The sequence below is a fragment of the Bradyrhizobium guangdongense genome, assembly GCF_004114975.1.
GTDB classification, from domain to species: domain Bacteria; phylum Pseudomonadota; class Alphaproteobacteria; order Rhizobiales; family Xanthobacteraceae; genus Bradyrhizobium; species Bradyrhizobium guangdongense.
The window spans coordinates 642117-667780 of the sequence record NZ_CP030051.1 but is presented as its reverse complement, the minus strand read 5'-3'; the positions used below and the strand labels follow the sequence as shown (position 1 = coordinate 667780).

Sequence of the window (25664 nt, the reverse complement as noted above, 5' to 3'; positions counted from 1 at the left end):
AGCCGACCGCCCGGCGGGCGCCAGGCAATCTGACCCTGTCTGACCGAACATCCCGCAATGCAACATTGGACAAATTGTCCAATGTCCGGATTGTTGCGCCGCAGCTACCCCTTGGCCCCGCAAAGGAAACTCATTCTCATAAGGCTCGGCCCGTGTCCCGTCTCAAGATCCTGGCGCTGCTACCCTTGGCAGTCGCGCTCAGCGGCTGCAACTACGTCGTGCTGGCGCCAGCCGGCGATATCGCGGCGCAACAGCGCGACCTCGTCATCATCTCCACCGTCCTGATGCTCCTCATCGTCGTCCCCGTGATGGCGCTGACGGTGCTGTTTGCCTGGCGCTACCGCCAGTCCAACAGCTCGGCCCGCTACGAGCCGGATTGGGATCACTCGACCAAGCTCGAGCTGGTGATCTGGTCGGCACCGCTGTTGATCATCGTCTGCCTGGGCGCGCTGACCTGGATGGGCACGCATCTGCTCGACCCCTACCGGACGCTCGGCCGCATCCATGCCGACCGCGCCATCGACCAGTCCAAGGCGCCGCTCGAAGTCGACGTCGTCGCGCTCGACTGGAAGTGGCTCTTCATCTATCCGGATTACGGCATCGCCACCGTCAACGATCTGGCCGCGCCCGTCGATCGCCCGATCAACTTCCGCATCACCGCTTCTTCGGTGATGAACTCGTTCTACATCCCCGCGCTCGCGGGTCAGATCTATGCGATGCCGGGCATGGAGACCAAGCTCCATGCCGTGGTGAACCACGCCGGTACCTACAGGGGCTTCTCGGCGAACTACAGCGGCGCCGGCTTCTCCGGCATGCACTTCAACTTCCAGGGCCTCGACGACAAGGGCTTTGATGCCTGGGTCGCGCAGGCCAAATCGGCCGGCGGCTCGCTTGGCCGCACCGAGTATCTCCAGCTCGAAAAGCCCAGCGAGAACGAGCCCGTGCGCCGCTGGGGCACGGTCGATTCCGATCTCTACCGCCTGATCCTCAACATGTGCGTCGAGACCGGCAAGATGTGCCAGAGCGAGATGATGGCGATCGACGCCAAGGGCGGCAACGGCCATGAGGGCCTGAACAACACCCTTCCGCTCTCCTACGACAAATACGCCCGCCGCGGCACCGCCTTCGGACCCGAGCCGAGCTTCGTTGCCGGCACCTGCACGCCGGATGCGCCGCAAGGCCACACGACGGCCGCGATCAGCGCGCGGCTCGACACCGCGCCGCTCCTGGGCGCCGGCCTGAAGCGGCCGACCTTCGCGCCGCTGAAGTCCTCGTTCTTCTTCCTCGGACAGCGTCCGAAGTCAGATTCCTAAAGAGATCCAGCATGTCTCCTGATCTTCTCAAGCTCATCTTCGGTCGTCTCGGCATCGATTGGCTGCCGCTGCACGAGCCGATTCTGGTCGGCACCTTCGCTGTGGTCGCGCTCGGCGGCATCACGCTGCTCGCCGGCCTGACCTACTTCCGCCTCTGGGGTTATCTCTGGCGCGAATGGTTCACCAGCGTGGATCACAAGCGGATCGGCGTCATGTACATGGTCCTCGGCATCGTGATGCTGCTGCGCGGCTTCGCCGACGCGCTCATGATGCGAGCGCAGCAGGCGATGGCGTTCGGCGGCTCCGAGGGCTTCCTCCCGGCCCATCACTACGACCAGGTCTTCACCGCCCACGGCGTGATCATGATCTTCTTCGTGGCGATGCCGCTGGTGACCGGCCTGATGAACTTCGTCGTTCCATTGCAGATCGGCGCGCGCGACGTGTCATTCCCGTTCCTGAACAATTTCAGCTTCTGGATGACGGTCGGCGGCGCGGTGCTCGTGATGCTCTCGCTGTTCATCGGCGAATTCGCCCGCACCGGCTGGCTGGCTTATCCACCGCTGTCCAACATCGGCTACAGTCCTGATGTCGGCGTCGACTATTACATATGGGGATTGCAGGTCGCGGGCGTCGGAACGACGCTGTCCGGCATCAACCTGATCTGCACCATCGTCAAGCTGCGCTGCCCCGGCATGACCATGATGCGGATGCCGGTGTTCACCTGGACTTCGCTCTGCACCAACATCCTGATCGTCGCCTCCTTCCCGGTCCTGACCGTCGTGCTCGCGCTGCTCTCGCTCGACCGCTATGTCGGCACCAACTTCTTCACGAACGATTTCGGCGGCAGCCCGATGATGTACGTGAACCTGATCTGGATCTGGGGCCATCCCGAGGTCTACATCCTGGTTCTTCCCGCCTTCGGCATCTTCTCGGAAGTCACCTCGACCTTCTCCGGCAAACGCCTGTTCGGCTACACCTCGATGGTCTACGCCACGGTCGTCATCACCATCCTGTCGTACCTGGTGTGGCTGCACCACTTCTTCACGATGGGCTCGGGCGCCAGCGTCAACTCGTTCTTCGGCATCACCACGATGATCATCTCGATCCCGACGGGCGCGAAGATGTTCAACTGGCTGTTCACGATGTATCGCGGCCGCATCCGTTACGAGCTGCCGATGATGTGGACGATTGCCTTCATGCTGACCTTCGTGATCGGCGGCATGACCGGCGTGCTGCTCGCGGTGCCGCCGGCCGACTTCGTCCTGCACAACAGCCTGTTCCTGATCGCGCACTTCCACAACGTGATCATCGGCGGCGTGGTGTTCGGCGCGTTCGCCGGCATCAACTACTGGTTCCCGAAAGCGTTCGGCTTCAGACTCGATCCGTTCTGGGGCAAGTGCTCGTTTTGGTTCTGGGTCACCGGCTTCTACATGGCCTTCATGCCGCTCTACGTGCTCGGCCTGATGGGCGTGACCCGCCGTCTGCGGGTGTTCGATGATCCGTCCCTTCAGATCTGGTTCGTCATCGCCGCGATCGGCGCCAGCCTCATCTTCCTCGGCATCCTCTCGATGCTGATGCAGTTCGCGGTCAGCTTCCTCAAGCGCGAGCAGCTCAAGGACGTCACCGGCGATCCCTGGGACGCCCGCACGCTGGAATGGGCGACCTCCTCGCCGCCGCCGGACTACAACTTCGCCTTCACCCCTGTCGTTCATGACAACGACGCCTGGTGGGACATGAAGAAGCGTGGCTACCAGCGTCCGCTCACCGGGTTCAAGCCGATCCACATGCCGCGCAGCACGGGTACCGGCATCATTCTCGCCGGCTTCGCCACCGCGATGGGCTTCGGTCTGATCTGGTACATGTGGTGGCTGGCGGCTGCGAGCTTCATTGCGATGCTCGCCGTCGGCATCGGTCACACCTTCAACTATCACCGCGACTTCGACATTCCGGCTGACGACGTCATCCGGACCGAGGACGCGCGCACCAAACTGCTCGCCGGAGCCAAGTAAATGACTGTCGCTGTCAATCCCTCGCAGACCGGCGAGCCGGTCTTCTACCTCGCCGACGAGCACCCGCATCCGGAAGGCTACAGCACCTCGCTTGGCTTCTGGATCTACCTGATGAGCGACTGCCTCATCTTCGCGATGCTGTTCGCCGCCTTCGGGGTGCTTGGCGCCAACTACGCCGCCGGGCCCGCGCCGAAGGATCTGTTCGACCTCGATCTCGTCGCGGTCAACACCTCGATGCTGCTGCTGTCATCGATCACCTATGGCTTTGCCATGCTGACGATGCAGCAGAACAAGATCGCCCAGACCCAGATGTGGCTCCTGATCACCGGCCTGTTCGGCGCCGCCTTCATCGGCATCGAGCTCACCGAGTTCGCCCACATGATCCATGAGGGGGCCACGCCTCAGCGCAGCGCCTTCCTGTCCGCCTTCTTCACCCTGGTCGGCACCCACGGCCTGCACGTCTCCTGCGGCCTGATCTGGCTGGTGACGCTGATGGTGCAGGTTTGGCGTTTCGGTCTGATCGAGGCCAACCGCCGTCGCCTGATGTGCCTGTCGATGTTCTGGCACTTCCTCGACGTGGTCTGGATCGGCGTCTTCACCTTCGTCTACCTCTTGGGAGTTCTGCGATGAGCACCGATACCCACGCAGCCGGCGCGCACGACCATCATCACGACGACGGCCACGCCCACAGCACGTTCTCGGGCTACATGCTCGGCTTCGTGCTCTCGGTGGTGCTCACCGCGATCCCGTTCTGGCTGGTGATGAGCGGCACGCTGCCGAGCAAGCAGATCACCGCGCTGGTCATCATGGCGTTCGCGGTCGTGCAGATCGTCGTGCACATGATCTATTTCCTGCACATGAACACCAAGTCCGAGAACGGCTGGAGCATGATGGCGCTGATCTTCACCATCGTAATGGTGGTGATCGCGCTGTCCGGGTCGCTGTGGGTGATGAACCACCTCAACAGCAACATGATGCCGATCCACGAGATGACAGGCATGAAGTGAGCGATCCGGTCGGACCAGAGGATAACGATACGCGCAGCCCGGCAAAGGCTGCGCGCCCGTCCCTGTGGCTCACGGCTCTCTCCCTCACCGCTTTTGTTGTTCTGATAGGCCTCGGCGTCTGGCAGGTCGAGCGCCGCGCCTGGAGGCTGGCGCTGATCGACCGGGTCGAGCAGCGCGTCCATGCACCGGCCCAACCGATCCCCTCGCCGGCGACGTGGCCCGCCGTCTCCGCCGCAAACGACGAATACCGCCATGTCAGCGTCTCCGGCCGTTTCCTGCACGACCGCGAGACCCTGGTGCAGGCCGTCACCGAGGAAGGCCCCGGCTATTGGGTGCTGACACCGCTGAAGCGCAGCGATGGCATAACCATCCTGATCAACCGTGGCTTCGTACCTTCGGAGCGGCGCGAGCCGTCGACGCGGCAGGCCGGCAATCCGGATGGCACCGTCGAGATCACGGGTCTGCTGCGCATCACCGAGCCAAAAGGCGGATTCCTCAGGGACAACGTGCCTCAGCACAACCGCTGGTACTCGCGGGATGTCACCGCGATCGCGGCCGCGCGCGACCTTCGGAACGTCGCGCCCTTCTTCGTCGATGCGGACGCCGGATCACAATCCGCTGGCGGTCCGATCGGCGGATTGACCGTGATCCGCTTTCCCAATAACCACCTGATCTACGCTTTGACGTGGTTTGCCTTGGCTTTATTGCTGGCCGGTAGACTCTTCGTCACCTTCCGCGGCGGGCTGTTCCGCCGCAAGATAGCCTTGAACGGCTTCGTCCACGAACCGGCCGGCGGCCTCGATGGCCCCGCCCGCAGGACGGGATCAGATGCTGGAACGATCGTCGAATCGACCTGACGACGGGAAAAATTACGGCGGCCCGGCCGTCACGCTGCAATCGCAGGCGGACGCTCGCAGCGAGCTGATCGGCGCTGCGCCGACCGACGACGAGACCAACCGCAAGAACATGGCGCTGCTGATCCAGCTGCGCTGGACGGCGGTGGTCGGCCAGATCGTGACCATCGGCGGCGCGCATTTCTGGCTCGGTATTCCCTTGCCCCTGACCCGCATGGGCGCGGTGATTGGCGCGCTGGTGCTGCTGAATGTCTCGAGCCTGATCTGGGTGCGGCATCGCGCCACGATCACCAGCAACGAGCTGCTGGTCGCGCTGATGCTCGATGTCGCCGCGCTGACCGCGCAGCTTTACCTGAGCGGCGGCGCCACCAATCCCTTCACCTCGCTGTTCCTGCTCCAGGTCACGCTCGGCGCGGTGCTGCTCGATGCCCGTTCCACCTGGTCGCTGGTGGCGCTGAGCTGCGCGAGCTTCGTGTGGCTGACCATAGCCTATCGGCCGCTCGACCTGCCACCGAATCCGCTGAGTGAGATCTACACGCTGACCGTCACCGGCATGCTGCTGGGCTTCGTCCTCAATGCCGTTTTGCTCGTCGTGTTCGTCACCCGCATCAATAGAAATTTGCGCGAGCGCGACGCGCATCTGGCAGCACTGCGCCAGCATGCCGCCGAGCAGGATCACATCGTCCGCATGGGCCTGCTCGCCTCTGGCGCCGCCCATGAGCTCGGCACGCCGCTCGCCTCGCTCTCCGTCATCCTCAGCGACTGGCGACGCATGCCCGATCTGGTCGCCGATCAGGAGCTTGCCGAGGACCTGACGGAGATGGAAACCTCGCTGCAGCGCTGCAAGTCCATCGTGACCGGGATCCTGGTTTCGGCGGGGGAAGCGCGCGGCGAAGGATCGTCGCCGACGACGGTGACGGCCTTCGTCACCGCACTGGTCGAGGAATGGCGCGACGCCCGCTCCGCCCGCACGCTGTATTTCGTCAACACGTTTGGCGAGGACGTCGCGATCGTCTCCGACATCGCACTGAAGCAGGTGATCTTCAACGTGCTCGACAATGCCTACGAGGTCTCACGCGAATGGGTCGAGCTGATGGCCGAGCGCGAAGGCGACAACCTCGTGCTCTCGATCAGCGATCGCGGCCCGGGCTTTGCGCAGGAAATGCTGGCACAGCTCGGAAAGCCTTATCAGTCCAGCAAGGGCCGCGCCGGCGGGGGGCTCGGCCTGTTCCTGGTGGTGAACGTGGTACGCAAGCTGGGCGGCAGCGTGACCGCCGAGAACCACAGGAAACGCGGCGCGACCGTCCGCCTGACGCTGCCACTCGCGACGCTCGCGATCGGAGGCAGCTTTGACGCCTGATCGTTCGCTCATCGTCGTCGAGGACGACGAAGGCTTTGCGCGCACGCTGAAGCGCTCGTTCGAGCGCCGCGGCTACGAGGTCGTGCTGGCCGCCTCGATCGAGGAGGTCCGGAAAGTCCTGGAGGGGAGATCCTTCGGCTACGCTGTCGTCGACCTCAAGCTCGGCGGCGCCTCGGGGCTCGCCTGCGTCGAGCTGCTGCATACCCACGACGAAGACATGCTGATCGTGGTGCTGACGGGCTTTGCCAGCATCTCGACCGCCGTCGAGGCCATCAAGTTAGGCGCCTGCCATTACCTCGCCAAGCCCTCCAATACCGACGACATCGAGGCCGCCTTCACCAAGGCCGAGGGCAATGCCGAGGTCGCGCTCGACGTGCGGCCGACCTCGATCAAGACGCTGGAATGGGAGCGCATCCACCAGACCCTGATCGAGACGGATTTCAACATCTCGGAAGCGGCGAGGCGCCTCGGGATGCACCGGCGCACGCTGGCGCGGAAGCTCGAGAAGCGGCCGCTCAAATAGGCCGCCGCAACTCTCGCCATCGTCATTCTGGGGCGTGCGAGGCACGAGCCCGGAATCCATCGGGCGACAGAGACGGTGGACGAATGGATTCCGGGTTCTCGCCTCGCGAGCCCCGGAATGACAGCTGTGGCACCCGGCCACTCCCCCCTGCAGACCGCCGAAACAAAAAGCCCGGCTCAGCGGCCGGGCTTTGGATCTGTTGCAATCGACGCGCGAAGCAGAACTTACGCGGCCTCGTCGGCGACGGTGGTGTCGTCGCCATCGGTATCGTCGGTATCGCCCTCGGCGTCCGTCTCGCCCTCGCCGTCGGCGGCTTCCGCCTTGGCGTTGGCGCGGCGCGGGCTCTTGGCGAGCTGGGCCTCGATCTCCTTGACCGCTTCGGTCTCGGTCGAGTGCTGCACCACCGCGATCTCGCGGGAGAGACGATCCAGCGCCGCTTCATAGAGCTGGCGTTCGGAGTACGACTGCTCCGGCTGCGACTCCGAGCGATAGAGGTCGCGCACGACTTCCGCGATCGCGACGATGTCGCCCGAATTGATCTTCGCTTCGTATTCCTGGGCGCGGCGCGACCACATGGTGCGCTTGACGCGGGCGCGGCCCTTCAGCGTCTCGAGCGCCTTCTTCACCAGGGCGGGCTCGGACAGCTTGCGCATGCCGACATTGGCAACCTTGGCGGTCGGAACGCGCAGCGTCATCTTGTCCTTGATGAAGTTGATGACGAACAGCTCGAGCTTCGCACCGGCGATCTCCTGCTCCTCAATGGCCAGGATCTGGCCGACGCCGTGAGCGGGATAGACGACGAATTCATTGGCCTTGAAGCCCTGACGCTGGGTCACGACCTTCTTTTCCTCGACCTTCGGCGCGCTGGCGGCGGGCTTCACGGCCGGCTTGGCAGCAGCAACGGGAGCCTTGGCGGGGGCGGCGGCAACGGGAGCCTTCGGAGCAACGGGCTTGGCAGGGTGAGCCTTAACAGCAGCGGGCTTGGCAGCAGCAGGCTTGGCAACGGTCGCTTTCGCGGCCGGTTTGGCAGTCTTGTTAGGCATTGCGCTTCTTTTGTTCTTCGAGGACTTTGCAGCCGGCGGCGCCTTGGCAGCGGCCCGACCCTTGGATGCGCTACGGCTGGCCGCGGCGACTTTTTTGGCCTCCTTATGGGAAGCCCTCGCTGAAGTACTCTTTTTACGCGTTTTCTGTGACACAGCCTGCGCGCGGAAACTGCCACGCCCCTGTTCGACATTTGGTTTCACGGGAACCCAGAGGGGCCAACGGGCTGACGGGGTTCGGCTTAATGTGCCCAATATAGCACATTTCCCGCAAAAATCAATGATTTAGGGGTCTCAAGGGCTGGTTTTCGGCGGCAGCGCCGCTATTAGGGTTAAGTTTGGGCCCTAATTAGTCTCCGGAGCCGGGTTTCGGAGAAAAATATTTCTCGAACTTCCCTTCCATCCCGTCGAATTCCTTCGCGTCTTCAGGTGATTCTTTCTTCTGGGTGATGTTCGGCCAGCTCTTGGCGTATTCCGCATTGACCTCGAGCCACTTTTCGAGCCCCGGTTCGGTGTCTGGCTTGATGGCATCTGCGGGACATTCCGGCTCGCACACGCCGCAGTCGATGCACTCGTCCGGGTGGATGACAAGCATGTTGTCACCCTCGTAGAAACAATCGACCGGGCAGACCTCGACGCAGTCGGTGTACTTGCACTTGATGCAGTTTTCAGTGACGACGTAAGTCATCCAACGCTCCGAAAAGCTCTTTTAAATGTCGCGGCTTGCCTAGCGCGGATGGCCACGCGCTGCAAGGTCGGGAAGCTCCGATCATGACGGCTTTATGTGTTTGATCGACCAAGAAATGAATATCAAACGCAATTAATTGCGCTTTACGTCGCCGAGCTCCTCATAGAGCACGCGCGCCGAGGCGGCATCGCCACGCCGCTCGTTGAAATCAATCACCTTCAGCACGCGCACGGTGCGGTCGAGGGCGATAGTGATGACATCGCCGATCTTGATCGCGTGGCCCGGCGATGTCTCGCGCGTGCCGTTGATGCGGACGTGACCGGACTCGACGAGCTCAGCGGCGGAGGTGCGCGCCTTCACCACCCGCGCGTGCCACAGCCATTTGTCGAGGCGCTGCCGCTCGGTGGTCGTGGGATTACTCCTTCCGACCGGCGAGCTGTTCTTTCAGCGCGGCGAGCTTCGCGAACGGCGAGTTCGGATCTGCCGGACGATCGCGCTCACGCGGATTGGCGCTCGAGGCGTAGGGACGCAGCGACGGACCACCCTGGCGGTCGCGCCCCTTGTCGCGATCGCGGCCCATGTTGTCGCGACCCTTGTCACGATCGCCGCCGAACTTCTTGTTGTCGCGGTTGCGATCGCGATCCTTGTCGCGGTCCTTGCCCTGGAAGCTGCGATTGCGGTCGTCGCGGCGCTCTCCGCCCTCGCCGCCTTCACGGCCCTTGCGGAAGTCTCGGCCGCCGTCGCGGCGATGACCGCCGGGACGATGGCCCGGCCTGGCACCTTCAGCCGCTTCGCCGGACGCAGCGCTCGCCTCGGCCGGAGCGGCGCCAGCTTCGGCTCCGCCCTGCCGGCGCGGTTGATGGTGACGCTGATGGCGGTTGCGATCGTGGCGCGGCTTGCGGTCGTCGTGACGGCCCCCGGGGCGCCAGACCTCGACGAGCTCGGGCTCTGCGGGCGTCGCAGCGGCTTCGACCGGAGCGGAGGCATCGGCAGAGGCAGCAGCTTCCGTTGCAGCGATCTCGGCCGGAGCGGCTTCAGCGGCAGCCTCGGCAGCAGCCTCGGCGGGTGCAGCAGATTCTTCCGACGGCGGCGCGATGCCGGGGGCATCTTCGGGCGTGACGGGCGCGTCTGGCGCAGCTTCGAGCGCCGGCTCTTCGTGAGTGGGCTCGTCGTGCGGCTCCATACCGGGCGCGTCTTCGACGGTGACGGCGGCTTCGATCGCGGCATCGACGGGCGCTGCGACTTCGTCGGTCGCAGGCGTCTCGGCGGAAACCTCTGTGGCCGGCGCCTCCGCAGCAGCAGGCGCGGCGGGCTTGGGCGGCAGCGGCGGGCGCTTCTCCATGCGATAGCCGAGCGCGCGCAGCACCGAGGCAAAATCCTCGCCGGCGGAGCCGGTGAGCGAGGTCATCGCCTGGGTCACGACAAAGCTGCGGCCATCGAACGCGCCGGCGGGCTTTTCGCCGGGCGAATTTTCGCGCCAGGCCAAAGCGGGACGGATCAGATCGGCAAGGCGCTCCAGGATGTCGACGCGAACGGCGCGCTCGCCGGCCTGCTTATAGCCGAGCACGCGATAGGCATCGCGCGGCAGGCTCTTGTCGACCGGGAAGGACGTGCGGCCGGATGAAGCCAGATGCTGCGCGCCTGACAGCGCCGACAGATCGACATTGTCCTGCTTCAGCGCCCACAACAGCGCGGCGAGCGCACGCGCGGCGGGCTTCAGGATGCCGGGGAAATAGATGTGATAGGCACCAAAGCGCACGCCGTACTTACGCAGCGTCGCGCGCGAGGGCTGATCGAGATCCTTCAGCTCGTTCGCGATTCTGGGCCGCTCGAGCACGCCGAGCGCCTCGACCAGCTGATAGGCGATGCCGCGGGCAATGCCGGTGACGTCCTCGGCCTTGCTGAGCTCGAACATCGGCCCGAGCAGCTTCTCGATATGGGTCTTGAGCCAGAGCTCGAGCCGCGCCTGCACTTTTTCGCGCGGCGCGCCCGTCAAGCGCTCGTCCGAGATGATGCGGATGCGCGGATGCAGCGCGTCCTCCGCCGCCGACAGCCGCGCCACGGCATCGCCGGTCCAGCGGATGATGCCTTCCGAGGTGAGCACGAACTGATCGTCCGGCGCGTTGCCCAGTTTTTCGGCGCGCGCGTTGATCTCGCCGGCGAGCACCGCTTGCGCGGCAGCCTGCAAGGCTTTCGCATCCGAGCCGGCTTCCGCCGCATCCGGTGCAAAGGTGAAGCCATCGAGGCGGCCGATGACATGGCCTTCGACGATCACTTCGCCGGTCTTGCCGATTTCCGTATTCAAGCTCGTGTTCTCCCGCAGGCGGCGCATCAATACACTGGTCCGGCGATCAACGAAACGCTCAGTCAAGCGTTCATGGAGCGCATCCGATAATTTATTTTCGACCTCCCGCGTGATCCCCTGCCAGCGATCGGGGTCTCTCAGCCAGTCCGGGCGGTTGGCGACGAAGGTCCAGGTGCGGATCTGCGCGATCCGGGCCGACAGCGTGTCGATATCGCCGTCGATGCGGTCGGCCTGGTCGACCTGGGCGGCGAACCAGGAATCGGGGACGCAGCCCTTCTGCATCAGAAAGCCGTAGAGCGTCGTCACCAGCTCGGCATGGGCGGCCGGCGACAGCTTCCGGTAATCGGGGACCTGGCAGGCCTCCCAGAGCCGCTCCACGGCGGCCTTGCCGTGCGCGATATCGCGCACCTCGGCGTCGCGGGCGGCGTGGTCGAGCACGCGCATGTCTTCGGCGATCGGCGCCCGCGTCAGCGTCTCGTGGCCGGGAGCGAGGTTCAGCGAGACCTGCAGCGCACCGAGCGAGGAGAAATCCAGCTTCGAGTTGCGCCATTGCAGCATCTTCACGGGATCGAAGATGTGGTTCTGGAGCGCATTCACCAGCTCGGGCTCAAACGGGGCACAGCGGCCCGTGGTGCCGAAGGTGCCGTTGCGCGTGGCGCGGCCGGCGCGGCCGGCGACTTGCGCGAACTCGGCCGGCGTGAGCCTGCGGAACTGATAGCCGTCGAACTTGCGATCGGAGGCAAACGCAACGTGGTCGACGTCGAGATTGAGGCCCATGCCGACGGCGTCGGTGGCGACGAGATAATCGACATCGCCGCTCTGGAACATCTCGACCTGCGCATTGCGCGTGCGCGGCGAAAGCGAGCCCAGCACCACGGCAGCGCCGCCATGCTGGCGCTTGATCAGCTCGGCGATGGCGTAGACCTCGTCGGCCGAGAACGCGACGATCGCGGTCCGACGCGGCTGGCGGGTGATCTTGCGGTCGCCGGCGAATTCGAGCTGCGACAGCCGGGGACGCGTGATCATCGACACGCCCGGCAGCAGCCGCTCGATGATCGGGCGCATGGTGGCGGCGCCCAAGAGCAGCGTCTCGTCGCGGCCGCGGCGGTTGAGGATGCGGTCGGTGAAGACGTGGCCGCGTTCGAGATCGGAAGCGATCTGGATCTCGTCGACCGCGAGGAACGAGACATCGAGGTCGCGCGGCATCGCCTCGACGGTCGAGACCCAGTAGCGCGGGTGCTTCGGCTTGATCTTCTCCTCGCCGGTCACCAGCGCGACGGCCTCCGGTCCGACGCGGGCGACGATCTTGTTGTAGACCTCGCGCGCGAGCAGGCGCAGCGGCAGGCCGATCATGCCCGAGGAATGCGCGAGCATCCGTTCGATGGCGAGATGGGTCTTGCCGGTGTTGGTCGGCCCGAGCACCGCGGTGACGCCGGCGCCGGGCACCCGCTCGGAAGCGAAGGGGGAGGGAGGAAAGGCCATGTCTGGTGATTAGGTAATGGCTAATGGGGCGAATGTCAGTGCTATCTGGGGCGATGGGGTGCCGAGCCGCTCGACACCCGCGCAACTGTCTCACTTTGCGACGCTTTTCCTCATCCCCTTAAGCTTCGGAACGACTCTAGAACGAATCGCGGCCGAATCGCTGACTCCCCTCGGAGTCCCGTTCCGTTCACGCAACATGTCGCGGGACTCGTTTTGCGTGTGCACTAGATGGAGTTTTGGGCCGTCGCACAAGCGGCGTTTCCTGGGCGGATTTCGTTAAGTTGGGGATGGCGTGGAGTCGAATCAGAATCGAGGAGGAGTCAAATGGATTCGCGGAAAGCGGGCAGCCGGCGTCGATTTCCCGAAACAACCCCATGCACAGTAGCTAAGTGGTTGATATCGCTTACGACGTATCTCCCCTCGTCATTCCGGGGCGGAGCGCAAGCGACGAGCCCGGAATGAGGGCCGATGGTCGGGCGCGCGGCCTTAAGCCTACTGCGTCTTCGCCACCCTTGGTGGCTGGGCTGTGGTGATGAAGCTGGTGGCTTCCAGCATCGCCGGCCCCAGGGGCGTCGGCACTTTCAGCCAGAAGGGAACCAGGATGCGCGTGCCGGCGACGGGCGCGAGCGCGATCTCGATGTTGCGCTGGGCCGCGAGGTATTTGATCACGGGGCGGTCGGGGATGTAGCCGGCGACGGGGACGAAATAGAGCGCGCAGACCACGACCGGGCCGTGATAGCCCTTCTCGGCCTTCACCGTCTCCATGCGCTTGAAATCGAGCTTGAGCTCGTAGCGCATGCGGCCGTCGAAGATCGGCGCGCCGCCGTGGCAGGCCTCCGGCGAGAGCGGATCGCCGTTGCCGGGCACGCGCACCAGCGAGGCCGTCATCGGATCGAACACGCCGCGGCGATGCGCGTCGGTGACGACGATGCGGTCAGGGTCGACCGGCGGCTCCGGAATGATGCCGAACTCCTTCACATTGCCCTTGTCGAGGGTGATGTGGATCTCTTCGGTCTTCTTCGAGGTGGTGGTGGAAGCCTGGTAGGCGGTCGCGACCAGCGCGCCGTTGACGATGCGCCCCTGGCTGGCGCCGGTGCCGGACCCGCCCGCGAAGGACTTTAAAATGCCGGTGGTGCCGCCGGAGGCCGCCGCCGAGAACACCTCGTCCTGGATGTCGATGTTCCAGGCGCCGCGGCCGACCGGAATCCCTGATAGCGTCGCCTCATATTGCGCCTCGAGCTTGCCCTGCGCCGCGGCCGGATGCGCCCCCCACACCAGCACCAGCCCGCCAAAGGCGGCCAGCGCCAGCCGGCCGGCCGATCGCAGCCGGGGCGGATGAAGGAGGGAGGTGGGCACGAGACGATCCATCAGGAAAAGGAGTGGTTGTTACTTAAGCCTGTTCCGGCGCCAGGCAATGCAAAAGGGGCGCAAGATGCGGGAACTCCACCGGACTCTTCGGCGGCGATTGCGCCCTTTATGTGATGGTAAGGCGTTTCAAACATTGCCGTTTTGGTGATTGGGCGGTGTCCGGGGTCCCTTACCTCTCCCCACCCACTCCGCTGTCATACCCCACCAACTCCACTGTCATGCCCCGGCTTGACCGGGGCATCCAGTACGCCGCAGCTTCACGACTCTAGCCGCGCTGGCTCGGAGTACTGGATCGCCCGGTCAAGCCGGGCGATGACACCGCTCGTGGGGCATGTTGCAGGACACGATCCCCACCCCAAATCCTTGACTACCCGCCCCTCACCCCCTATACGTCCGCCCGCTCCCTGCAAGGACGAAAGAATTAGCCCCCGTGGCGCCCCGAATGGCGGCCGCAATCGTTGGGGGACAGGATAAGGATTTCTACCATGTCTCGCCGCTGCGAACTGACGGCCAAGGGCCCCCTCGTCGGCCACAAGGTCAGCCACTCCAACATCAAGACCAAGCGCCGCTTCCTGCCGAACCTGGTCAACGTGACCTTCATCTCGGAAGCGCTGGGCCGCAACGTGCGCCTGCGCGTCTCCACCAACGCGGTGAAGAGCGTCGACCACAATGGCGGCCTCGATGCCTATCTGCTGAAGGCCAAGACCGACACCCTGTCGCCTCGCGCCGTCGAGCTGAAGCGCGCCATCGAGAAGAAGGTCGGCGACGCGCCGATCAAGAAGGCCAGCTGAGATTTTAGAGTTGGGCGGGGGCTAGGTTGCGTCGCGTGGCGTAGGCTTAGCCGAGTAGAGTTTTGCGTGAGCGGCCGGATCGGAAGATCCGGCCGTTTTTGTTTGTGGGGGTTCTCAAGAGTTCGAGCCGAAAACGAAGGCGCTCCCGACTATTCGGATGGCGTGTTACAGTCGATAATGCTCACCTCGACACTTAGGTGCACACAGAATGGCTCGCAGCGACCTTCTCGTCTCCCTTGTACGTGCCGGTGCAGCAGGTGATCGTTCCTCCGTAACCTCGACGGTCGAAGCGATCGTCGCGGAGGAGCGCGCGAGAAGCCATCACATCCTTGCGGATAGGTTGCAGCGTGCGTTGCAGTCAGTTCCCGTTGCAACATCCAACCAGATGGCCCGACCACAATCGAGCGGCCGCGATTTCATAGTCGAGCGGACTCCTCGACTAAGCTTAGGCGATCTAATCCTTTCGCTCCCCGCAGAGCGGCTCACCCAGCAATTGATCGAGGAGCAAAATCGGGCAGACCTCTTGCGCGCTCAAGGGTGGCAACCGCGTCACCGCATCTTGCTAGCCGGCCCCCCCGGAAACGGTAAGTCATCATTGGCCGAAGCAATTGCCGAAGCCGTCGCACTTCCGCTCCTGACAGTTAGATATGACGCGCTCGTAGGAGCTTACCTCGGCGAGACTAACGCCAGACTTTCTCGGCTCTTCGACTATGTAAGAACGACGCCATGTGTTTTGCTTTTCGATGAGTTTGACGCCATCGGTAAAGAGCGCGGAGACGTCCACGAGACTGGAGAGATTAAGCGAGTTGTCTCCTTTCTTCTGATGCAGATTGACCAACTTCCAAGCTACGTCATTACGGTAGCGGCAACCAATCATGCCGAACTGCTAGATCGAGCCGTATGGCGACGCTTCCAGCTTCGCATTGATATGCCTGCACCAGACCTGTCGCGGTCGACTCGGCTCCTACAGCGATGCCTTGCTTCGGCACCTGAGGGACGTGACCTCTCTCCAAAGCTGATTGCTGAAAAATTGAAGCCTACGAGCTATTCCGAGATTTTAGACTTCTATCAAAACGTGCGCAGGCGCCATATACTCGCGCAAGGCAGCGAATCATTTAAGCAAGTCATTGCCAGTGAGTTGGAATTGTGGAGCTCACGATTAAAGCCGGATACTGATGGCACAAATTCCAGAACGCCCGCTTCTAAGGTTAGACGAACCCGAGCCTGATAAACGGCAAGGTGGCAAGTCGAGATTCATGTCACCACGGCAATTCACGCTGAAGCAACAGCGGGACAGCGACACGGCACGTCAATTCCAACGGCTACAGGATGCGTTTGATCAGAACCGCGATCCGCTGCAGCTGCGCGCCGACCCTCAAGGTATGGCCCCAGAACGTCTGCTCGTCTTCGAATTAACTGGCGATGTAAACAATTTTGCACGCGCCGCCGCGCGCATCCCAGGCCTCGAATTCATTGGCGCGGAAGATTTGCTCGAGGACGAAGAAGACAAGAATCCGGTTCTGTATCTACTCATTCCAGACGCTCGAGCCTTGCGCGAAATGCTTTCATTATGGCGCATTTGGCTCGACGATAAAAAATTACCTTCGGGCTTCGCTCCCTGGCGTCAGCTGTTCGTTCAACTCCGCGCGATTCGACCGTGGGGACCGCGGGATCGAGTAACTCCCGAGGACCTCTCGGTGATTGCACTTGAGCATGCCGATGCTCAAGGAAGAGTACGTCTTGAAATAGAATTGGTGTTTAGAAATGCCGGAGAAGCTGCTGAAGCCTCTGCCCGTCGAGCGGTTGAAGCAGTTGACGGAGAAATAATATCCTCCACCCGTATAGTAGGAGCTGGATATCACGCGCTATTAGTTCAGGTGCCACAAGAAGAGCTTCTCCGCATCATTGCCTTAGGTGACGCAGGCTTAGTTGCGGAAGAGACGATTCTTCACATTCGCCCTCAGAGTATCCCACAAAGCACCGTGTTTGATGTGCAAGAGGGCGTCCAAGTACAGACTGGCGCCGTCCCACAAGGCTCTCCAATCGCTTCTGTGTTCGACGCAGTACCGCTTGCGGCACATCCCTTGCTCATAGGGCGCCTGACTATCGAGGACATCTTCAATTTGGAAGGCCTCGCGGTCGGTCCACGCATGCACGGCACTGCAATGGCCTCTGCGGCTTTGCACGGAGATCTGAACACAAATGATTGGCCACCTCTCGATCGCCAGATCCACTTCGTTAACGTGATGTATGCGCCCGGGACCCCGGGCAGCGATGAAAGATTTCCCAATCGACTGCCTGCGGATCTAGTCCATGAAGCAATCGTTCGGATGAAGAACGGTCAAAATCCTTCCGCGCCAGACATCATCATTGTGAATATATCGTTGGGAGATAGAAATAAGCCATTTTCTAGCCGGATGTCAGGATGGGCGCGGGTCCTGGACTACTTGGCATTCCGCTATGGCGTTCTTTTCATAGTGAGTGCTGGCAATCAATTCGGCGATCTAGAAACCGCTAATATTGGTACGGTAGCCTTTGAAGCTCTGGGTGCCGTCGACAAGGCTAAGACTGCTCTTCGCGCAAGCGGGCTTTCAATAATGGCCCGCCGATTACTTTCGCCAGCCGAATCGATGAATGCACTTACGGTCGGCGGCCTACATGGGGATGCTCACCCTGTCCCTCCGCAGCTTCCTGCATCAATCTTTGACGTCTGGGCGAGCACAGGCTTGCCCAATGTCTCTAGCGCACTCGGACCTGGTTACGGTGGCGCGACCAAACCGGATATTGTGATGCAGGGCGGACGTCATCACGTCCGCCTCTCCCCAGCCGGCGGCGGCCATCGTCTCACCCCTCTTGGTATCGGCGCGATCTCTTTTGGAGGCATTCGCGTTGCGGTTCCGCCAGCTCCTCCGAATATGGGAGCTACTAGCCGAACAATTGGGACGAGCGTAGCCGCTGCGTTGACGACGGGACTTGCCGCTCGCGCGCATGAGGCTCTCGAAGCGACCTATGAAGACTTCCTCGCGATCTCCGGCTCGCATCGCGCTCTACTCCTTAAGGCCCTTCTCGTTCATTGCGCGAAATGGACTGGTGCGCGAGACCTAATAGTTGAAATTCTTGGTCCGGCGGACCCAAAGAAGCATGTCAGGCAAAAAGATAATGTACGAAGGTACCTTGGGTTTGGCGCTATAAGAGCTGGCATGGCTCTAAATTGTGCGGCTGACCGTGCTACGTTGTGGGCTGTTGGAAGCTTAGCGCGAGACCAAGGACACGTATTTTCGATCCCATTGCCTCAAGCGATCTCAGGCAAGGCGCAGCCTCACGAGATCGCGGCGACAGTTAGTTGGTTTGCTCCACCTAGAATCGGTGCGGCTAAATATCGAGGGGCAAGATTGAAGCTTCTTGATCCGGTCGACCTGCAAATTCTGGGAGTTGCGGCGGCAAAAGACCAACCGGACGTGAACCAATCTCATCGTGGGACAGTCATTCACAGGCGCTGGACGGGTGTGAAGGCCGGCGTGGTAAACGAGAATGGTGTTCTGTCACTCGTCGTTCAACGAGAACCTGATGAGCTAGACGAAACAATTCCTTATGCAGTAGTGGCAACTGTGGAGATGCCAGGAATTGAAGAGGTTTATGCTGAAATAAGTGTCCGTGTCGGCATTAAGCCAAAGGTCGCTGTTGGGACGTAAAAAGCTGTTGTAATAACTACTCGGCATTTTGTCGGCTGCACATGGAAATTACTGCTCCAATTCCGCTATACTCGCCCCGGTAGCATCACCCGGAGGCGCATCCCATGGAGCACTCGGCCAACCCCACGTCCAAGAATCTCGTCATCTGCTGTGACGGCACCGGCAACGAGATTTCGGAGAACATCTCCAACGTCCTGAAGCTCTATCGCTGCCTGCGCAAGACCGAGAAGACGTCGCCGCGGCAGATGGTGTTTTACGATCCCGGGGTCGGCACGGTGACGGAGCCGTCGACCTGGAACAGGTGGAAGGCCAACATCAAGCTGGTGCTGGGGCTCGCCACCGGCTACGGGCTCGATGACAACACGCTGTCGGCCTATTGCTTCCTGGTCGAGCATTACGCACCGGGCGACAGGATCTATCTGTTCGGCTTTTCGCGCGGCGCCTACACGGTGCGCGTGCTGGCGGGGCTGATCCACAAGGTCGGGCTGATCTCGCCGGAGCAGGCGAACCTCGCAGGCTCGGGGCTCGTCGCCTACAAGCAATATTCCGGGACCGGGCACGGCAACGACGTCGAGGACCTCAAGGACATCGCGGTCGACGAGCAGGGGCCGCTGCCGAAGGACGCCTTCGACCTCGCCGCGCAGTTCGCGCGCATCACCTCGACGCGCTGGCCGACCATCCACTTCATCGGCGTCTGGGACACCGTGGCGAGCGTGATCGTGCCGCGGCGCGACGTTTTTTTCCTGGTCTTCAGCCTGGAGGAGCTCGCTTTCACGCTGCGCAACCCGAGCGTCGCCATCTTCCGCCAGGCGATCGCGATCGACGAGCGGCGCTGCATGTTCCGCCTGAAACAATACGAGGAGCCGCAGGAGTACTGGAGCCACCGTTACGTGCCTGACGAGAAGAAGGTACCGCAGGACATCCTGCAGGTGTGGTTCGCCGGCGTGCATTGCGACGTCGGCGGCGGCTATCCGGAGGTCGAGAGCGCGGAATCGAAATGGCCGCTGATCTGGATGATCGAGGAGGCGACGAAGGCGGGGCTGAACTTCAACCCGGCGACCGTGAACCAGCTCGCCTGGGGCATCCCGCGCAAGAACTCGCCATTCAAATATGTCGGGCCCGCCTACACTGGCGAGGCGGCGCGCCTGCACGATTCCATGAGCGCGGCCTGGCGCGTGCTGGAATTTCTGCCGAAGAGCGCGACCTACAAGGAATGGCCGGAGCGGAAGGTGGTCGCGGGTTTCTACATCCCCGATTGCGAGCCGCGCGTCATTCCCGAAGGCGCGCATGTGCATGAGAGCGTGCTGAAGCGGATGGCGGTGGATGCGGCCTATCGGCCGGTGAACATGCCGAAGAGCTACGTGACGGTGCCGATGCCGGTGCCACCGGGCGTGGACCTGGCGGCGGGCGGGGAGCGGGACGGGGTGATGGCGGGGGCGTGACGGGGGGATGTGCGGAGTGAGGCTGCAGGCTCGCGCCACACGACCAGCGTCGTCCTGGCCGGTATGCAATTGCGCGCTTCCCCCACCCCGCTACCGCCGCTTTCTCCAGCCGCCGCTACTTTTCATTAAAATTCTCTGGCCCGCTTTAGCGTGATCGCATCACCTTTCGTGCATGCTGGGAATCCGACCGCGAGAAAGAGCAGCGGAGTGGAGGAGACGTGCCGCAATTTCCCCGCAGATTCGCCCGCGTGAAACCCGCAGGCCTGGTGTCCCGCCAGGCCAAGATCATCACCGACCCGCGCGCGCCGGTGATCCCCTGCACGCTGATCGACTATTCGCCCGGCGGGGCCTGCGTCGATCTCGGCGGGCAGGTGAAGATCCCCGATCGATTCGAGCTGCTGCACGTCAACACCAAGAAACGCTGCCGCATCGCCTGGAAGCGCGGCACGCGGGTGGGCGTGGTGTTTTAGGACGGGCAGCGGCGGGACTGACTTTCACCATCGTGAACCGGGGGACGTAGCCCAGCACTCCGCTCGGCTCCCTCCCCCCTTGTGGGGGAGGGTTGGGGAGAGGGGTGGCTCAGCAAATGGTGCTGGTTGCGAGCGAGAGGCGATAACGGGACGAGGCTTAACTCGATAGAGCACGTCGTGGGGTACCCCTCTCCCTAGCCCTCCCCCACAAGGGGGGAGGGAACGCAGTGTGCGTGTGGCGTTATCTCTCGAACAGCGAACAGTCCCTACACCTTCCGCATCCTGGCCTTGGCGCCGGCGATGATCTGCATGGCGACGCCGGCGATCCATGCGAACAGGGTCAACCAGCTCAAGCTCATATGCGGCTCGAGCCGCAGCACGATGACGGCGACGGAGACGAACGCGGTGACGGTGGCGAACAGGGTGCCGGCGGCGCTGAGGAATTCCGCGGCGTCGATATGGCTGTGCGCGTCGTCGAACGGCATCTGCGGCGTGTCGATGCCGAGATAGAAGCCGATGCCGCCGAGCAGCATCATCAGCAGCAGGAAGCCCTGCGTGGTGAGCTGGGGAATCGCCGATCCGACGTCGGCGCCGACGAACAATCCGCACGCCGCGCCCGCCACCGCGAGGCCGACACGCTCGAAGATGTGAGCAGCTTTGCGGACAGGATAACGCATGACGCACCTCGGCTGGCGTTGAGCTTGCCATGAGGTTAGGCCCGTTTTGGCCGGAGCGGAAGCTGAGGGATTTTACGGATGGGTGAGGTCTATTGCTCCCTCTCCCCGCTCTTACGGGGTCGCGACGAGCTTCGCTCGCGCTGAGAGGGTTGGGGTGAGGGGCTCTCTCCACGCATGAGATTGCCGCCGCACCTGTACCCCCTCACCCGGAATCCGCGCTTACAGCGCGAATTCCGACCTCTCCGCGCAGGCGGGGAGAGGTGAACGAAAGATCACCGCGCGCCGAACGTGGTCTTGCCGAACAGCGCCTTCTGCGTGGACGGCTGCGAGCGCCAGTATTGCGGCGGCGCCTCGACTTCGCCGCCGAGCTCGGCGGCGGCGTGCCAGGCCCAGCGGGGGTCGTAGAGCATGCCGCGGGCGAGTGCGACCATGTCGGCCTTGCCTGAGGCGACGATCTCCTCCGCCTGCCTGGGCTCCGTGATCAGGCCGACCGCCATGACAGGCAGGCCGGTCTCGCGCTTGATGGCCTCCGCAAACTGCACCTGGTAGCCGGGGCCGAGCGCGATCTTCTGCAAGGGCGAGACGCCGCCCGAGGAGGCATCGATCCAGTCGACGCCGCGCGCCTTCAGCGCGCGCGCGAATTCGATGGTCTGCGCGAGGTCCCAGCCGCCCTCGACCCAATCGGTCGACGACACGCGCATGCCCACGGGCTTGTCGTGCGGGAAGACCGCGCGGACGGCGTCGTAGATCTCGAGCGGGAAGCGCATGCGATTTTCAAGCGAGCCGCCATACTCGTCGGTGCGCTTGTTGGAGAGCGGCGAGAGGAATTGATGCAGGAGATAGCCGTGCGCGCCGTGCAGCTCGATCGCATCGATGCCGATGCGCTCCGCGCGCTGCGCCGCGTCGACGAAGGCCTCGCGGATGCGCTTCAGGCCGCTCGCATCGAGCGCTGTGGGCGCGGCCTCGCCGTCCTTGTGCGGGATCGCCGACGGCGCCACGGTCTGCCAGCCGCCTTCGCTCACCGGGATGAGCTGGCCGCCGTCCCAGGGCCGCGCGCTGGAAGCCTTGCGGCCGGCATGGGCGAGCTGCATCGCGATCGCGGTGGAGGAATGCTTGCGCACCGAAGTGAGGATCTGCTTCAGCGCGGCTTCCGAGGCATCGCTGTAGAGCCCGAGGCAGCCCGGCGTGATGCGGCCGATCGCCTCGACATGGGTCGCCTCGATGCAGAACATCGAAGCGCCCGACAGCGCCAGATTGTTGATGTGGGTGAAATGCCAGTCGGTGGGCACGCCGTCTTCGGCCGAATATTGGCACATCGGCGACACCACGATTCGGTTCTTCAGGGTGAGGCCGCGCAGCTTGATCGGGGAAAACAGGGCACTCATGCGGGGAAATCCGGCTGGGAGGGATGGAAGCGATTGCATGAAGTTTAGTGGGCGAGCCGCGAATTGCGAGATGCGCGCGGAGCATGGCCGCGCGCCGGGGATGCATTGCGGGTGGGGTTTTGGCCGTCTCCACTCGTCATTGCGAGCGCAGCGAAGCAATCCAGGCTGCCTCCGCGGAAAGATTCTGGATTGCTTCGTCGCTGCGCTCGTCGCAATGACGGGAGAGAGAGGCCGCCCTAATCCACCAGCGTGAATTGCAGCAGCAGCGTGCGCTGGAGCATCGAGAAATTATCGTCCGAAACCATGGTCAGCACGGTCTCGCCCTCGGCGGTGACGTGGGCGTCGATGCCTTCCATGTTGTCGACCTCGTGGCCGAGATCGGCCTCGAACAAGACGGGGCCGTCGACCACCGCGCCCGGCGCGATCGATTTCAGGGGGATCGAGCGGATGCGGATGTTGATGCCGGTGAACCAGGAGAATTTGCGTTCGAGGATCAGGAGCTCGCCCGAGGGCAGCAGCACGGCGTCGCTGATGAACTGCTTGTCTGTGCGCCTGACGCTGAACTGGCCCGGCGAGGCGCCGCCGACGAGGAAGCCGATCAGATTGCCGTCGGCGTCGAAGCCGCCTTCCGATAGCGCGATCAGCGTGCCCGCGAGCGGCTGGCTTTTCATGTCCCGGGGCACGAACACCAGTGCCTCCAGCCCCTTGTTGTAGGGCAGCTTGCGGATGGCGGACGGCGTCGGCACCACCTCGCCGCGGGCGCCGGTGCCGCCGCGCGCGAAATCGAAGCGCATGATCTGGTTGACGCGCTCGAGCCCGACATAGACGAGCGAGCCGTCGCGCGCGAGCGACTCGGTGTCGTACCAGAGCCGCTTCTCGGTGATCGGCCGTCCCTCGCTGTTCAGCATCGGCGCGGCCTCGACGTCGTCGAGCCCGACCATCTTGCCGTTGGCGTAGCGGATGGTGCCGGTGAACCAGGTGCCCTGGTCGGACAGCGCAAGGAAGCGCTCGCCCTTATCATCGAGAAAGCGGAAACCCGAGAGGCCGCCGAAGCCGCGATGCGGCGAGGTCAGGACGAGGCCGCTGCGATATTGCAGGGCGCCGAAGCGCACGCGCGCGCGATCGCGCGGCTCGAAATTGGGAATCGGCCGCGCGTTGACCTCGATGCCGACAGGCGCGGTGACGGTGTGCTCGGCCTGCGCCGGTTTCGGCGCGGCCTGCGCCAGCGCGGAACGAGACAGAGCGAGGGTGGAAAATCCCGCCGCCGCGTGACGAAGAAAGAAGCGGCGGGATTGATGTGTGCTCACGAATGCAATTTGCGTCGCGGGCGACTGGGGGCTGGCGTGGGCGCCGTGTTGGTCTCGCTGAACAGTTCGGCGAGCTTTTCGGTGATGGCGCCGCCGAGCTCTTCGGCGTCCACGATCGTCACCGCGCGGCGGTAGTAGCGCGTCACGTCATGGCCGATGCCGATCGCGATCAGCTCGACCGGCGAGCGGGTCTCGATCTCCTCGATGATGTGGCGCAGGTGCCGCTCGAGATAATTGCCGGGATTGACCGACAGGGTGGAATCGTCGACCGGCGCGCCGTCCGAGATCATCATCAGGATCTTGCGCTGCTCGGGCCGGCCGAGCAGGCGCTTGTGCGCCCAGTCGAGCGCCTCGCCGTCGATGTTCTCCTTCAGCAGGCCCTCGCGCATCATCAGGCCGAGATTTTTCCGCGCACGGCGCCACGGAGCATCCGCTGACTTGTAGATGATGTGGCGGAGATCGTTGAGGCGGCCGGGATTCGCCGGCTTGCCGGCGGCCAGCCACGCCTCGCGCGATTGCCCGCCCTTCCAGGCGCGCGTGGTGAAGCCCAGGATCTCGACCTTGACGCCGCAACGCTCCAGCGTGCGGGCGAGGATGTCGGCGCAGGTGGCGGCGACCGTAATGGGCCGTCCGCGCATCGAGCCGGAATTGTCGAGCAGCAGCGTCACCACGGTATCGCGGAAGGTCGCCTCCTTCTCGTGCATGAAGGACAGCGGATGATAGGGATCGGTGACGACGCGCGACAGGCGCGCGGGGTCGAGGATGCCCTCTTCGAGGTCGAACTCCCAGGCGCGGTTCTGCTGCGCCATCAGCTTGCGCTGCAGGCGGTTGGCGAGGCGGGCGACGATGCCCTGCAGGTGCGCCAGCTGCTTGTCGAGATAGGCGCGCAGGCGCTCCAGCTCGTCATGGTCGCAGAGATCCTCGGCGGCGATGATCTCGTCGAACTTGGGCGCGAAGGCGTGATATTCCGGCCCGCGCGGCTCGTTCTTGCCGTGCTGGTTCGGACGCGTCGCCTCGCCAGGCGTCTCGTCGTCGCCGAGCTCGCCGTCGTCGAAGGTGTCCGAGGTCGAGGCCTGCGCGCTTTCCATCGCGCTCTCGCTCATCTCTTCCGAAGAGGCCTGCGCCTGATCGGCGCTCATCTCCTGCGCGGCATCGGAATCGGGCGAGCCCTCCGCGCCGGACTGATCGTTGTCGCCGTCCTGGTTCTCGTCGTTGTCGTCGTTGTCCTCGCTGTCGGCATTGCGCTCGTCCCCGAGCTCCAGCGCGGTGAGGAGGTCGTGCACGGCATCGCCGAACTTGGTCTGGTCCTCGACCACGCCGTCGAGCCGGTCGAGCCGTTTGCCGATCTTGTCTTCAAGGATCGGGCGCCAGAGATCGACCATCTTCCTTGCAGCCGCCGGCGGCGCCAGACCCGTCAGGCGCTCGCGCACCAGCATGGCCAGCGCATCGGCCAGCGGCGCATCGGCGCGGTCGGTGATCTCGTCGAACTTGCCGCGATGGAAATGGTCGTCGAGCATCGCGGTGAGGTTCTTCGCAACGCCCGCCATGCGGCGCGCGCCGATCGCCTCGACCCTCGCCTGCTCCACCGCCTCGAACACGCCGCGCGCCTGCGGATTACCCGGCATCAGCTTGCGATGCACCTTGGGATCGTGACAGGCGATCTTGAGCGCGATGGAATCGGCATGGCCGCGCACGATCGCGGCATCACGCTTGGTCATCTTGCGCGCGGGCTCCGGCAGGCGAGCCTTGCCCGGTGCGAGGCCCGGGCGCTCCGCCGCGAACGACACGTCGAGCTCGGGCGTCTTGGCGATCGCCTTCAGGCAGGAGGCGACCGAGCGCTTGAACGGTTCGGTCGGCGCTTCCTTGGTGTTGCGGAATTTGGAGTTGGAGGTGGTGCTCATCTGATCTCACCGTCGTCCCAGCCGGTGCGCGATTGCGCACGGGGCCGGAA

21 protein-coding genes are annotated in these 25664 nt (G+C 63.7%); 12 read left to right on the top strand and 9 right to left on the bottom strand.

The features are described from left to right. Nucleotides 1–152 precede the first annotated feature (152 nt). Genes cyoA through X265_RS03120 form a run of 7 tightly spaced genes read left to right on the top strand, consistent with a single transcriptional unit; the run spans nt 153 to nt 7066 of the window. On the top strand, nt 153–1313 hold the full coding sequence (gene cyoA, locus X265_RS03150; RefSeq protein ID WP_128963605.1) for a ubiquinol oxidase subunit II: 1161 nt from the start codon (nt 153–155) through the stop codon (nt 1311–1313). A gap of 11 nt (nt 1314–1324) precedes the next feature. Then, entirely contained in the window at nt 1325–3322 is a 1998-nt protein-coding gene (gene cyoB, locus X265_RS03145) for a cytochrome o ubiquinol oxidase subunit I (protein ID WP_128963604.1), read from the top strand. Continuing rightward, nucleotides 3323–3952, top strand: a complete 630-nt coding sequence (gene cyoC / locus X265_RS03140) for a cytochrome o ubiquinol oxidase subunit III (RefSeq protein WP_128963603.1) — start codon at nt 3323–3325, stop codon at nt 3950–3952. It begins immediately after the preceding gene. After that, on the top strand, nt 3949–4329 hold the full coding sequence (cyoD, locus tag X265_RS03135; RefSeq protein WP_128963602.1) for a cytochrome o ubiquinol oxidase subunit IV: 381 nt from the start codon (nt 3949–3951) through the stop codon (nt 4327–4329). Before cyoC ends, cyoD begins: the two co-directional genes overlap by 4 nt. After that, a complete protein-coding gene (locus tag X265_RS03130) occupies nt 4326–5186 on the top strand; it encodes an SURF1 family protein (RefSeq protein WP_128963601.1) in 861 nt (286 codons plus the stop codon). The genes cyoD and X265_RS03130 overlap by 4 nt, the downstream gene beginning before the upstream one ends. Then, the gene (locus X265_RS03125; protein ID WP_164938406.1) at nt 5158–6543 is read left to right on the top strand and encodes an ATP-binding protein; all 1386 of its coding nucleotides are present in this window, start codon (nt 5158–5160) and stop codon (nt 6541–6543) included. Before X265_RS03130 ends, X265_RS03125 begins: the two co-directional genes overlap by 29 nt. Next, nucleotides 6533–7066 (top strand): response regulator transcription factor, encoded by a 534-nt coding sequence (locus tag X265_RS03120; RefSeq protein ID WP_128963599.1) that lies wholly within the window; start codon nt 6533–6535, stop codon nt 7064–7066. The genes X265_RS03125 and X265_RS03120 overlap by 11 nt, the downstream gene beginning before the upstream one ends. A gap of 224 nt (nt 7067–7290) precedes the next feature. Here X265_RS03120 and X265_RS03115 read toward each other — a convergent pair whose 3' ends face one another. The 5 genes from X265_RS03115 to X265_RS03090 all read right to left on the bottom strand — a co-directional run bounded on the left by X265_RS03115 (nt 7291) and on the right by X265_RS03090 (nt 13883). After that, on the bottom strand, nt 7291–8109 hold the full coding sequence (locus tag X265_RS03115; protein ID WP_164938405.1) for a CarD family transcriptional regulator: 819 nt from the start codon (nt 8107–8109) through the stop codon (nt 7291–7293). Between the two features lie 346 nt (nt 8110–8455). Further along, entirely contained in the window at nt 8456–8794 is a 339-nt protein-coding gene (gene fdxA, locus X265_RS03110; RefSeq protein ID WP_128963597.1) for a ferredoxin FdxA, read from the bottom strand. A 132-nt stretch (nt 8795–8926) separates the two neighbouring features. Further along, on the bottom strand, nt 8927–9157 hold the full coding sequence (locus tag X265_RS03105) for a S4 domain-containing protein (RefSeq protein ID WP_244659380.1): 231 nt from the start codon (nt 9155–9157) through the stop codon (nt 8927–8929). Nucleotides 9158–9209: 52 nt separating this feature from the next. After that, nucleotides 9210–12581 (bottom strand): helicase-related protein, encoded by a 3372-nt coding sequence (locus tag X265_RS03100; RefSeq protein WP_128963595.1) that lies wholly within the window; start codon nt 12579–12581, stop codon nt 9210–9212. Nucleotides 12582–13073: 492 nt separating this feature from the next. Beyond that, the gene (locus tag X265_RS03090) at nt 13074–13883 is read right to left on the bottom strand and encodes a DUF3108 domain-containing protein (RefSeq protein WP_164938967.1); all 810 of its coding nucleotides are present in this window, start codon (nt 13881–13883) and stop codon (nt 13074–13076) included. Nucleotides 13884–14434: 551 nt separating this feature from the next. Between X265_RS03090 and rpmB the strand changes: the two genes are divergently transcribed. From rpmB to X265_RS03065, 5 genes are all read left to right on the top strand, one after another. Then, the gene (gene rpmB, locus X265_RS03085; RefSeq protein ID WP_128963592.1) at nt 14435–14740 is read left to right on the top strand and encodes a 50S ribosomal protein L28; all 306 of its coding nucleotides are present in this window, start codon (nt 14435–14437) and stop codon (nt 14738–14740) included. Between the two features lie 208 nt (nt 14741–14948). Further along, nucleotides 14949–15968, top strand: coding sequence for an AAA family ATPase (locus tag X265_RS03080; RefSeq protein ID WP_128963591.1), 1020 nt, complete (start codon nt 14949–14951; stop codon nt 15966–15968). Then, nucleotides 15916–18432: a S8 family peptidase gene (locus X265_RS03075; RefSeq protein ID WP_244659381.1), complete on the top strand. Its 2517-nt coding sequence runs from the start codon at nt 15916–15918 to the stop codon at nt 18430–18432. The genes X265_RS03080 and X265_RS03075 overlap by 53 nt, the downstream gene beginning before the upstream one ends. A 104-nt stretch (nt 18433–18536) precedes the next feature. After that, nucleotides 18537–19874 carry a T6SS phospholipase effector Tle1-like catalytic domain-containing protein gene (locus tag X265_RS03070; RefSeq protein ID WP_128963589.1) on the top strand — a complete coding sequence of 446 codons (1338 nt, stop codon included), beginning with the start codon at nt 18537–18539 and terminating at the stop codon, nt 19872–19874. Between the two features lie 218 nt (nt 19875–20092). Next, the gene (locus tag X265_RS03065) at nt 20093–20344 is read left to right on the top strand and encodes a PilZ domain-containing protein (RefSeq protein ID WP_128963588.1); all 252 of its coding nucleotides are present in this window, start codon (nt 20093–20095) and stop codon (nt 20342–20344) included. Nucleotides 20345–20610: 266 nt separating this feature from the next. On the opposite strand, the gene X265_RS03060 is transcribed toward X265_RS03065, so the two are convergent. The 4 genes from X265_RS03060 to cobT all read right to left on the bottom strand — a co-directional run bounded on the left by X265_RS03060 (nt 20611) and on the right by cobT (nt 25614). Further along, nucleotides 20611–21021 (bottom strand): hypothetical protein, encoded by a 411-nt coding sequence (locus tag X265_RS03060; protein ID WP_128963587.1) that lies wholly within the window; start codon nt 21019–21021, stop codon nt 20611–20613. 272 nt (nt 21022–21293) lie between these two features. Further along, nucleotides 21294–22406 (bottom strand): NADH:flavin oxidoreductase/NADH oxidase, encoded by a 1113-nt coding sequence (locus tag X265_RS03055; protein ID WP_128963586.1) that lies wholly within the window; start codon nt 22404–22406, stop codon nt 21294–21296. Between the two features lie 236 nt (nt 22407–22642). Beyond that, entirely contained in the window at nt 22643–23713 is a 1071-nt protein-coding gene (locus tag X265_RS03050) for an esterase-like activity of phytase family protein (protein ID WP_128963585.1), read from the bottom strand. Further along, entirely contained in the window at nt 23710–25614 is a 1905-nt protein-coding gene (gene cobT, locus X265_RS03045; protein WP_128963584.1) for a cobaltochelatase subunit CobT, read from the bottom strand. Before cobT ends, X265_RS03050 begins: the two co-directional genes overlap by 4 nt. Between the last annotated feature and the right edge of the window lie 50 nt (nt 25615–25664).

Bases quoted from the DNA above. Each gene is read 5' to 3' on its own strand.
- cyoB (WP_128963604.1), top strand. From the start codon at position 1,325: ATGTCTCCTGATCTTCTCAAGCTCATCTTCGGTCGTCTCGGCATCGAT.
- cyoC (WP_128963603.1), top strand. From the start codon at position 3,323: ATGACTGTCGCTGTCAATCCCTCGCAGACCGGCGAGCCGGTCTTCTAC.
- cyoD (WP_128963602.1), top strand. From the start codon at position 3,949: ATGAGCACCGATACCCACGCAGCCGGCGCGCACGACCATCATCACGAC.
- X265_RS03125 (WP_164938406.1), top strand. From the start codon at position 5,158: ATGCTGGAACGATCGTCGAATCGACCTGACGACGGGAAAAATTACGGC.
- X265_RS03115 (WP_164938405.1), bottom strand. From the start codon at position 8,109: ATGCCTAACAAGACTGCCAAACCGGCCGCGAAAGCGACCGTTGCCAAG.
- fdxA (WP_128963597.1), bottom strand. From the start codon at position 8,794: ATGACTTACGTCGTCACTGAAAACTGCATCAAGTGCAAGTACACCGAC.
- X265_RS03100 (WP_128963595.1), bottom strand. From the start codon at position 12,581: ATGGCCTTTCCTCCCTCCCCCTTCGCTTCCGAGCGGGTGCCCGGCGCC.
- rpmB (WP_128963592.1), top strand. From the start codon at position 14,435: ATGTCTCGCCGCTGCGAACTGACGGCCAAGGGCCCCCTCGTCGGCCAC.
- X265_RS03080 (WP_128963591.1), top strand. From the start codon at position 14,949: ATGGCTCGCAGCGACCTTCTCGTCTCCCTTGTACGTGCCGGTGCAGCA.
- X265_RS03075 (WP_244659381.1), top strand. From the start codon at position 15,916: ATGGCACAAATTCCAGAACGCCCGCTTCTAAGGTTAGACGAACCCGAG.
- X265_RS03070 (WP_128963589.1), top strand. From the start codon at position 18,537: ATGGAGCACTCGGCCAACCCCACGTCCAAGAATCTCGTCATCTGCTGT.
- X265_RS03060 (WP_128963587.1), bottom strand. From the start codon at position 21,021: ATGCGTTATCCTGTCCGCAAAGCTGCTCACATCTTCGAGCGTGTCGGC.
- X265_RS03055 (WP_128963586.1), bottom strand. From the start codon at position 22,406: ATGAGTGCCCTGTTTTCCCCGATCAAGCTGCGCGGCCTCACCCTGAAG.
- cobT (WP_128963584.1), bottom strand. From the start codon at position 25,614: ATGAGCACCACCTCCAACTCCAAATTCCGCAACACCAAGGAAGCGCCG.